This window comes from Okeania sp. SIO3B5 (assembly GCF_010692555.1).
In the GTDB taxonomy this organism is placed as follows: domain Bacteria; phylum Cyanobacteriota; class Cyanobacteriia; order Cyanobacteriales; family Microcoleaceae; genus Okeania.
In genome coordinates this window covers 1-7,683 of sequence record NZ_JAAHHG010000480.1, presented here as the reverse complement: position 1 = coordinate 7,683, position 7,683 = coordinate 1, and the positions used below count along the sequence as shown (strand labels likewise).

Sequence of the window (7,683 nt, the reverse complement as noted above, 5' to 3'; positions counted from 1 at the left end):
TCAATATTCTTTCAATTCCTCTTTAGTAAACACAGGAGAAAGACTAACTTTCACCCTTTGAATATTTCTTTGCTCAACATCAGCACCAACCTTTGCTCCACCAATACCAAGTACATCTATTTTTAAACCTGTTTTAGCATCTTTTCTCACAACTACTTGCAATTCTAATTCCACATTATCAACAAATAAAAAACGAGGATTTTTAGCAGGATTAAGCAACTCAGCCTTAACTTTTTCGATTAACTCTGCTAACCCAATAGATTCATTATCCATAAATTTATAGATGACTAAAAATTACCTTACTCAATCAATTATAGTTCATAAAAATATAGTCAAATATGACATATCCTTATTTTGCAGGTTTTATCCTGACTGGGTGTTAGCGCAGCTCCTCCGGAGGAGGCACTACAACACCCTCGCTTCCCATAGTCAAAGACATTTGGGACTGCTTTTTTCATAATGTTCAAAGAACCGTTCACGTAACTCATTGATTAATCTTTTACTGGCGGTACGATACAAACCTCTTTTTATTCTTTTTCCAGAAAAGGTGACTTGATTTTTCTCACCTTCCTTGTACACTGGAATCAAATCATTATCTATAAAACTTGCTTTTGATGTATAAGATTCTTCTGTAATTATTACATCTATTCCTACCATCTTGGCTTTATAAGATAACATTTCGATTAACCTGTTATAGGGCACACATACAAAATTTTGATTATTTCTTTTCCCTAAATTTATCTTCTGCTTCCACTCTTGATTGTGCCCGATTATCAATGTTCCTATTTTCTGATTAATCAGGGTATTAATAATCAAACGAGATGATTTATGAAGATAATCATTGATTTTAAATTCTCTTTTATTGCAAAGCTTTTTCAGTCTCTGGCTTGATTGATTTTCCCGGAGTTGAGACTGTAGGAAACTTTTAACTTTATTATAGTATTGATTGATAGATTTTAACGGTCTGCCATTGATCAAGAGCGGTTTGATTCCGGCTTGGTTAAAGGTTAATGTAGCTAAGTTGTTTAATCCTATATCAATACTGGCACAACGATTTTTCTCTAGCTCGTATTGTTTTTCGCATTTCTCATAAATTACCTCTATTACATAATGATTAAGTCTTGGAATGAGACGAACTTGTTTAATTTGTGAAGTACGTACTAATGTTTTTAGATAAATCCCGGTTTTAGAAGGATTAATAATTCCTTGTTTTAATTGTCTCTTGCTGATGGCTTGTGTGGTATAAACTACAATATTTCTTCCCTTTACTTTATTTTTATATCTAGGAAGACGAGGACGAGATTTAAACTTTGATGGGTTCTGTTTATAAACTTCATTCGCTGCTAAAAAACTCTTCCAGTTTCTATCTAGTATCATCAAGATTTGTTGAGATACTTTAGCTGGCATTGCTTGATATTCTGATTGAGTAGAGAGTGTTTTTTGCAGGTCGTAATAGTGACGATAAGTATTTTCAAATATGAAAGATTGACGAACTAAATAATTAGCATAGTTATAAAGATTTTTCGACAAGAAACAAAGCCTGTCAATTTCATCATAAAACCGATGATTTGTCTGAATAATATGTCTCTCAACTAATTTCATAAATCCAGGAGTTAAAATTATATTAGGATTCGAGGATTTCGGAATTTTGATGATTATTTAGTCTGGAACTAAGCGTGCCAATTTCATTATACTATTAAACAGATGGCCTTTGAGTTATTAAATTTTGTCAAATATTTAGTAGCTCTTTTGCACAAATCAACGAAGATATTTGACATTATTTGACTATATATGACTATATTTACATATAACTTTTATCTCAACGTTGGTTGAAGACCCGCGCTCTCCCGAAGGGGAGCGTCGCATGGGAAAACCAATCAATCTTGCGGTTCTTACAGTAGTGTGCTATCCTCAATACAATAAGGCTGCTGGGCTAGCAGTGTCAGTCTGTGGAGCGACCGTAAGACCGAAAAGAGGTTCGGCCTCGGAGGCAGGTGCTACGTTAGCGCAGCTCCTCTGTCAAGAGGAAGCAAAAAGTCCCTATCAGTGATGTTAGGGAATCCCGCGCTGTCTCGTAGAGCAGCGTCGGGAGGATGTCAATATACTCAATTTCAATCTTAGCATTTAGCTATTAGCAGTCAGCTAGTCTCCTCCGGAGGAACTGCGTTAACAGCAACAAGACTTTCTCTTTAAGAACAGTGTTTACAGTGGTTTTTATTTGGGTAGACCACAGTAGGGATGTTCCATGGAACGTCCCTACAAGGTTTGATGTGTGAAGATGTGGTTCATCAATTTGAAAAGCGCTGTAAATTAACAACTGACTTTAAGGTCATTAGCCAGTAAGCTCTATTTATTCCTATATTCCCTGTTGCCTGTTGCCTGTTGCCTGTTGCCTAAAGCAATAAAACTTTGTACCTCATCAACTAGAAAACTGCTGTTGACTTTTAACTTAATTGATAATCCCCAGACTTACCCCCACTCTTACTCAACAGACGAATCAACTCAATAGAAATAGACTTTTCCAAAGCCTTAGCCATATCATACAAAGTCAAAGCCGCCACAGAAACCGCCGTCAAAGCCTCCATCTCCACCCCAGTTTCCGCCTTAGTTTTCACCATGGCCCGAATCTGATACCCAGGCAGTTGTGGATCGGCAATTAACCGAACATCTATTTTTTGCAACGGCAAAGGATGACACAAAGGAATAAGTTGAGCCGTTTGCTTGGCCGCCATAATACCAGCCAACTTAGCAGTCCCCAAAACATCACCTTTTGGCGCATTACCAGCTTGAATAACCTCAAATGTTTCTCTTGACATCCGCACTTGTCCACCAGCCTCAGCTTGGCGCACAGTAGGCACTTTAGCAGATACATCAACCATTTGAGCTTCCCCCTCTTCATCCAGATGAGTCAAACTTTGCTCAAATTTAAAAAAATCTCTTGTCATTTTGTTCAAATATGCTATTATTAATTATTAGTGCGGAAGAAAAGCTGTTTAATTAAGCTTAGTCCAAAACTAAACCTAACGGGGGCCTGTAGCTTAGTGGATAGAGTGCGTGGCTACGGACCATGAGGTCGGGGGTTCGAATCCCTCCAGGCCCGTATTAAGAATTAATGGCATAAGTATCTTGTCCCTGACCACAAGCAAATCTGATGGAATGGGACAAGTCTTTGTTTGACATGGTGATAAATGTAGCTAGTGCTAAACAAACAAGACAAGCATCCAGAGCAAACATACTTCTATAACTAAAACTAAACTGCTCTGCCACTAGACCAAAACAAGGACCAGCTAAAGCCAAACCTAAATCAAACCCACCAATACAAAAAGAGAAAAACTTACCTCTTTGACTAGGAGGACATCGGTCTGTCATTAAAGTAATCATCATAGGAAGAACCAAGCCAGCAGAAGTCCCTCCGAGAATAGCTGCGAGTAAAATAGTGTTGCTGCTATTTGCTGTCCATAAAGTTAACATACTCAACAAACTACAGGCGAGACCTCCACTGATAAAAATGCCACGACCAAATCTATCTGAAGCTCGTCCAGTAAAAAAGCGGATGATAAAACTAGCGATCGCTCTAACTGTATAAAAAAGTCCTGCGTTAAGAGCAATTCCACTTTCTTGAATAAAAAGTGGCAGAAAAGTGATTGTTGTGCCAAATACTAAACCCACCATAAACATCACAAAACTCGGAACTAATACTCTACGACTTCTTAATATTTGCCAGAACTTTTGTTGCTGTAACTCATTGAAAACAGGATTTAGATCGGCTTGATTTTTTCCTACTGTAGTGTTTTGTTCCCTAACAAAAGAACCACATAATAAACTCATAACTCCCAGAGCAGAACAAACGATAAATAAAGCTACATAACCACTCGCCTCTGCTAAAAAACCTCCTATTGCTGGGCCAATTCCCATACCTACAGGAGTTGCTAAACTCATATAACCAATTAATTCTCCCCTACGACCGGGAGGAGACAAGTCAGCCACTAAAGCACTATAGCCAATAGTAACTCCAGCAATACTAATACCGTGAAAAGCACGAACCCCCATTAGTAAAGGAAAAGACTTTAGTAGTAAGTAACCGAGTGGGGCGATCGCTGCTACACTTGTGCCAACTATCAGGACTAACTTCCGACTTCTCATATCAGCTAATGGTCCTAGAACAAATCGTGATAATAATAGTCCTAAAGCAAAGCAACCCATTACCAGGCCAATTTGTTGTTTTGTACCCCCAATAAAACTTATGTAAAGAGGTAAGGTGGGTAGTAAGGTAGTTATACTTGACCAAAATAATAAGCCTGCAATGAACAACATCATTAGACTGCGCTGGTTTTGAGGCTCAAGTGTTCGGAATACTTTCACAGTTAATTGACCCTGACCTAAATAACTTGTATTCCTATATTCTGTAACAGATTGTTAAAATTTGCCTGTCTAAACCTTTAAAACTACCATTGTGGTTATATTTTTGTCAATTACTGGTTAAGGAGGGTGGTCAACGAAGTCAGAAGTCAGAAGTCAGAAGTCAGAAGTTATTTTTGTCAAGGGGATTTTGAGCAACCCTCCTTGTTAGAAGTCAGAAGTTAGAACTCAGAAGTCAGAAGTTATTTTTGTCAAGGGGGATTTTGAGCAACCCTCCTTGTGAGAAGTCAGAAGTTAGAACTCAGAAGTCAGAAGTTATTTTTGTCAAGGGGATTTTGAGCAACCCTCCTTGAATATTTCTGCAATACACTATCGTTATATATTTGTCAATTACTGGTTAAGGAGGGTGGAGAAAATTAGTTTGCTGTGCTATGAAAAATTAAGGGCGATCGCTACAGAAATAACGGCATAATAGGCATTTGCAGCTTTGTTTTGCTATTAAGTCATAAATAGCTCCAGATTTTACTATTATCGATAATATCACAAAATTGAGAAAAAGCTCTGAAAGTGTTTAAATTTCGTGAATGAATTCAAGAATTTTTTGATGTTTTTTGATAGAAGATTGATGACAAAATTTTAATTTTTTAAATTAAAAGCTGAAACCTATAATTAAAACTTTTCAGATATCTATTCTAGGGCTTACTAATTAGGGTTTGCTGAAAAAGTCTTTTTGTGGAGGTAGGGAGTAGGAACCCACCCCTCGCCCCTCCCCCTCCCAGGAGGGGAAAAAGGGAGTAGGGAGTAGTTAGGAGTTAAGAGAGATAGGAGTTACAGAGGAGTTGGCCACAAAAATAGTAAAAGTGATTTTTCTATTATCATAGAGCCAAAAATGCTCAATTTTTGAACCTCAGTAGCCTAAAAGTTCGCACTTTTTGATATCATGTCCGGTAGCATCGGAGCGTGTATAAAATGTTCAAAAAGTCAGTATTTTAGGCCAGAATTGGGCAAAAAATCTTGTTACTCTTTTTCCACTAAATTTCGGTTTTTTATCTCCATATTTTGATAAATTATCCACATCTAAACAGCTCAATTGAGATGTATAAAATTCTTCTTGAATTATTACTTTGATTCCTCTTAATTTGGCTTTATATATTAACATCTCTATTAACTTATAATGAGGAATATTTACAAATTGTTGATTATTCTTTTTACCTAATTTTATTTCTTGTTTCCAAGTCTCATTATACCCCATAATTAATCTGCCTATTTCATGGTTTACACACCAGTCTATTACTCTTTTATTTGCTGTATGCAGATAATTTTCTACTCGACAATTTCGTTTCGGCTAAGAGCCGACATGAATGTGAGTTAATTTTTTTCACCTATGAGAATTACTTTTATTGTGGTTAGTTTTTAATTGAGATTGTAAATAAGAGCGCTGTTTATTATAAAATGTATTAATTGCTTTTAACCCACATTCCGCACTTCTAATTTGTATCATTAAAAGTAGTATATAAATCCGTAACTTGGTAGATATTTATACTATGCAAATCATATTAATTAGGGCTTGCTGATTAATTCTAAAAGTATTGATTGATATTGGTTTTAGCGTTTTAGAGTTGAAAAAAGTGCGCCTGTTTTCGGCGGAAAAAGCTCATGCATGCTAGTATTTTGGGACGATTATGGCAGAAAAATTGAAAGACAATTCTTACTTCTACCTCCTCTACATTCCCATTTCTCCTGTCTCCTGTCTCCTGTCTCCTGTCTCCTACAAAGAGCAAAAAGACTTTTTCAGCAAACCCTAATTACTTTTTTCGTTCATCAAATTCCGAGTAAAAAATTTACGCATAAATACTTGCTAGATATGATTACTCAATCACGGCAGCTATGATTTTCTTCTAAAATTCTGTCTCCTGTCTTCCCCTCTTGGGAGCAGGGCTAATTCATTGTCGCGCCTAGAATATTTACAACTGTATATTTTTGGTTAACCCACTCTAGCAAGATGTACAAAATTTCAAAATTTCAAAGGATACAACTTTTCTCTCTTGACGATAAATTGACCTTGCTCCCCCACTCCCCCACTCCCCCACTTCTTTTTTCTCTCGTGACAATAAATAGACCCTGCCTCCTGGGAGGGGTTAGGAGTGGGTTGTCTCCTGACTCCTTCTTCGGTTGCTACATTTTGTCGTGCGAATGTAGGTTGATACGTCTTTGTGGATATTAGCTACTCTTCAAACCTAAAACTTTTCCTTTACTTCAAAAAACGACTTGCCATCCCCATCATATCTGAAATATCAACATCCCCATCTCCATCAGCATCCAAAAAGCCATTTAAAACATTATTAGATGCCTGATTAGGATTTTGAGTGTCATTACCAGTTTTCAATAAGTTCAGAATTAGTGGTACTAAAATAGGCAATAAATTCTGGATTTGTGATAAATCAAAACCTGTTTTTTCAGATATACTCTGAACAATTTCACTGATTTGATTAGCTGAAAATAGAGATGTAACAGCTTGGGGGTTAGGATTTGTACCTGCAAACTGATTGACAATTGCTTGAACTGCTCCATTGCCAGACTCTTCCCGCTTCTGCTGTAAAGCTGAACGTACATGACCACCCAAAATTGACATAGCAGCTTGAGTTGCACCAGAATCTCCTCCGAGATTGCCACTTAGTTGCTGCACTGTACCAAGAATACTACTCAATTGATTCGTACTAGCTTCTTGATTAGGGTTATTAATAGCACCAACAATTTGATCGAAAAGTCCCATGATTTTTAAACTGTAATAATTGAGTTAACAACGAGCTTAAGAAAGGCCAATAACCTCTTAGAAAAAATATACTTAAAACGAGTAATTGTATCCATCTCGTCTATGGACAGGTTGGATATGGTTTCGAGACACAGACAAGATTTTATCCCCATGTCGGATATCAAAGTTGCCTTTGCTTCTAATTCAGCGCGTCATAAGGTACAAATATATTATAAAAGCTTTGTCGCTTTGTAGCACAGCCTTCTAGGCTGTTACAGTCGTACCTCACCGATAAGAAATCCGCTTTATTAACTATTAATTAATAATCAGAAAACTCTTTAATTATCTCAACGTTGGTTGAAGACCCGCGCTCTCCCGAAGGGGAGCGTCGTATGGGAAAACCAATCAATTTTGCGGTGTATGTCAATAGTGTGTTAGACTTAAGACTTGGCTGCTGGGCTAGCAGTGTCAGTCTGTGGAGCGCGCCTTTAGACCGAAAAGAGGCTTGACCTTGGAGGCTGGTGCATTGTTAGCGCAGCTCCTCTGCAAGAGGCAGCAGAAAGACCTAAGAG

Annotated in this window: 7 protein-coding genes, 1 tRNA gene and 1 pseudogene; 3 read left to right on the top strand and 6 right to left on the bottom strand. The window is 37.3% G+C overall.

Annotated features, from left to right (window positions below; translation table 11 throughout):
* Together F6K54_RS36055 and F6K54_RS36050 are read right to left on the bottom strand one after the other, a co-directional pair.
* Positions 1–273, bottom strand: a complete 273-nt coding sequence (locus F6K54_RS36055; RefSeq protein ID WP_293088632.1) for a trypco2 family protein — start codon at positions 271–273, stop codon at positions 1–3.
* 156 nt (positions 274–429) lie between these two features.
* Positions 430–1,602 carry a transposase gene (locus F6K54_RS36050; protein WP_293088630.1) on the bottom strand — a complete coding sequence of 391 codons (1,173 nt, stop codon included), beginning with the start codon at positions 1,600–1,602 and terminating at the stop codon, positions 430–432.
* Between the two features lie 223 nt (positions 1,603–1,825).
* On the opposite strand from F6K54_RS36050, the gene F6K54_RS36045 reads away from it, so the two are divergent.
* Positions 1,826–2,050 (top strand): hypothetical protein, encoded by a 225-nt coding sequence (locus F6K54_RS36045; RefSeq protein WP_293088628.1) that lies wholly within the window; start codon positions 1,826–1,828, stop codon positions 2,048–2,050.
* 394 nt (positions 2,051–2,444) lie between these two features.
* On the opposite strand, the gene moaC is transcribed toward F6K54_RS36045, so the two are convergent.
* Positions 2,445–2,945: a cyclic pyranopterin monophosphate synthase MoaC gene (moaC, locus tag F6K54_RS36040; RefSeq protein WP_293088626.1), complete on the bottom strand. Its 501-nt coding sequence runs from the start codon at positions 2,943–2,945 to the stop codon at positions 2,445–2,447.
* 82 nt (positions 2,946–3,027) lie between these two features.
* Between moaC and F6K54_RS36035 the strand changes: the two genes are divergently transcribed.
* Positions 3,028–3,100 (top strand) — tRNA-Arg (locus tag F6K54_RS36035).
* 2 nt (positions 3,101–3,102) lie between these two features.
* Here the strand turns inward: F6K54_RS36035 and F6K54_RS36030 are convergent.
* Positions 3,103–4,362 carry an MFS transporter gene (locus F6K54_RS36030; RefSeq protein ID WP_293088625.1) on the bottom strand — a complete coding sequence of 420 codons (1,260 nt, stop codon included), beginning with the start codon at positions 4,360–4,362 and terminating at the stop codon, positions 3,103–3,105.
* Positions 4,363–4,708: 346 nt separating this feature from the next.
* Here F6K54_RS36030 and F6K54_RS36025 point away from each other — a divergent pair, with 346 nt between their 5' ends.
* On the top strand, positions 4,709–4,831 hold the full coding sequence (locus F6K54_RS36025) for a hypothetical protein (protein WP_293088623.1): 123 nt from the start codon (positions 4,709–4,711) through the stop codon (positions 4,829–4,831).
* Positions 4,832–5,332: 501 nt separating this feature from the next.
* Here F6K54_RS36025 and F6K54_RS36020 read toward each other — a convergent pair.
* Positions 5,333–5,677: pseudogene (locus F6K54_RS36020) on the bottom strand (IS200/IS605 family accessory protein TnpB-related protein); the annotation flags it as partial.
* Between the two features lie 933 nt (positions 5,678–6,610).
* Positions 6,611–7,132 carry a DUF937 domain-containing protein gene (locus F6K54_RS36015; protein WP_293088621.1) on the bottom strand — a complete coding sequence of 174 codons (522 nt, stop codon included), beginning with the start codon at positions 7,130–7,132 and terminating at the stop codon, positions 6,611–6,613.
* Between the last annotated feature and the right edge of the window lie 551 nt (positions 7,133–7,683).